Genomic DNA, 2,504 nt, shown 5'->3' with positions numbered 1-2,504 from the left:
CCTGTCGGAGTGCTGTTTATGTAAGGGGGGGCGAATTCCTCCCCATACATAAATGACAGGGGTTTCCATTCGCCCCCTTACCAACCCCTAATTTTCGATGATTCAACCCCAGCCCATTCAAAAAATCCTCTTTGGTAGCCCAGGCACCGGGAAAAGTTATCAGATTCGGACAATTGCCACCGAACAGCTTGGCATCGCCTATGATGAGGAAAGCAAACTCCTGAAAAATACCATTAAAACGGTCTTTCACCCAGAGTACACCTACCCGGATTTCATGGGCAAGCTGTTGCCACTCACCCAAGGTAACTCGGTAATCTACAAATTTTATCCCGGGCATTTTCTGCGATCGCTAGGCATGGCATATCAGTCATTAATCGACGGAAAAGACGAGCATTGTTTGCTGGTAATTGACGAATTGAATCGCGGAAACGCTGCCGCTATTTTCGGCACCGCCTTTCAATTACTCGACCGCGAAAGCGATAACTGGTCTACCTACCATATCGACATTTCAGAAATGGAATTAGTCGGATTGCTCACCTCCATGAAATACAAACCCACCGTGCAACCCGACGGAAAACTGATGGTGGAAGATGCCGGGTTGGAGAGATTTTGCGACGACATGGATCGCCAACTCGAAAGAAACGGAAATACCAACGGCCAACGAGTGTTATCGATGCTCAAAAATCGAAAAATTAGTATGCCTTGTAATTTATCGATTATTGCCACCATTAACACCTCAGATGAATCCATCTATTATCTCGACAGTGCCTTTAAACGGCGCTGGGATTGGGAATACGTGGAATCCCCCAGCGGGAAAAATGCCAAAGACACCCTACCCGATGAAATTGCTGCAGCCAAATTAAAGATTGATGATGAACAAGCGTTACAGTGGCATCTTTGTGTAATTGGCTTGAATGAATTGATTAAATCCCAGTACCAAACAGTGCGCCGAATTGAAGACAAACAAATTGGCTGGTGGTTTATCAAACCGGAAAATGGCGAAATTACCCTACAGAAAGTTAAGGATAAAGTGATGTTCTATCTCTGGGATAGCGTATTTGTACGAGACAAACGACCGCTAGAAAAAATCCTATCCACCGCCACCGATGACGAACCAAAGCTAATTACTTATGCGGATTTTGTCGAACATACCGCAGCACTGATGACCTATACAGAAAAACAAGGTCGCCAACGCTCTCCTAACTTATAAAATCCTTAGCAATAGAAGGTTTTATAGAGGATTACATGTCAGCAAAATTGAGGTACAAAAATGATTGATTTCCACGATATTCAAATTGATGTTAATGAGAAATATTCTTTTGTCGGGATAGAAAGGCGCAATGGCACCCTGCGGTTTTGCTTGCCCAAAGGCTTCAATCCGACTGATAAATCCTTGCAAACCTTTGATGCGAAACGGGACTGGTTTTTCCGGTTTTATCAAATCTTCGAGCGCTTCAAAGAAATTTGTATTGAGAAAGGCTATCTCGATGAGAACGATCGAACGAGAACAGCGGATCGTGATGGAGTCATTAGAATTCTTCAGGGTTCAGAAATTAGCACGGATGATGACGAAGAAGAAAATTTGTTTTACTCCAAGCTAGATTTGCTCAAGGGCATCTTGAATGCTTATGATGAACCAAAAATTTTAAGTTTAGGTTATCGCCTGGGCAAATCAGAAGTTCTCGATTACAGTCAGTTTCATCGATTCCTGCATCGCGCGGTTTTTCTCCCCAATGGAACCGCTTATATCGATTACATGAACCTACCGCGTCAGCACGTTCAGTTTGAATCCACCGATATTGTGGCCATGTACTGCTATTTGCTCTGCGAAATTAAACAGCAGCTCAACCAATATGTAAGGGCTGAAATCCGAGCTTTAGCCGAGCGCTTTTCGCACAATTATATCGGAGGACAGTACAGTTTATTTCAAGAACAATACTACAAATTTGTGATAGATATTTTAAAGGATGCTCTAGAGATTATCCATCGCAATACTCCGCTCAAAGATGCCGATTATTGGGATTTTTATGAAGCCATAGAATTATTTTTGTATGGCGAATTGCATCATAAAAATGAGGGGGAAGTCTGGGGAATTAAAAATTTCCATAGCGTTTGGGAATCAATGTGCTTAACTTATTTAGCCAAAACCCACAATCCCCGTAATCTCCTTTATTTAGACACTCAACTGCTTTCTGATAGCGTCCTTCAAGAGTGGAATAGTACATCAAAACCAATTGATTTATCAAATACGTTTCAGGTCAATGGGCAAAAATTAATACCCGATGCAGTTGTCTTTGATTTCTTTAGCCATACAGAAAAATATTGGATCGCTCGAAGTAGCTGGGATGATTATGGTTCTCGAATTTCTTTTTTGTTTCAGGACGACGATAAATTTTACACCAAAAAAGTAATTTCTACTAAACAAAAATCTGGAAGTAAGAATTTGTTTACTAATTGTATTACACATTCACTAGACTTGCTGGAAATATTTTATCAAAAATCTC

1 protein-coding gene and 1 pseudogene are annotated in these 2,504 nt (G+C 41.3%); both read left to right on the top strand.

All coding sequences use genetic code 11. The features are described 5' to 3' along the window. The first annotated feature begins 97 nt into the window (after window positions 1-97). Entirely contained in the window at window positions 98-1,210 is a 1,113-nt protein-coding gene (locus tag AC0QH1_RS07145; protein ID WP_324630304.1) for a restriction endonuclease, read from the top strand. Window positions 1,211-1,270: 60 nt separating this feature from the next. Next, window positions 1,271-2,504: pseudogene (locus AC0QH1_RS07140) on the top strand (hypothetical protein); the annotation flags it as partial.

The sequence above is a fragment of the Phormidium sp. CCY1219 genome (assembly GCF_055795085.1).
The sequence above is the reverse complement of the archived record's forward strand: the minus strand, read 5'-3'. Positions and strand labels throughout refer to the sequence as shown.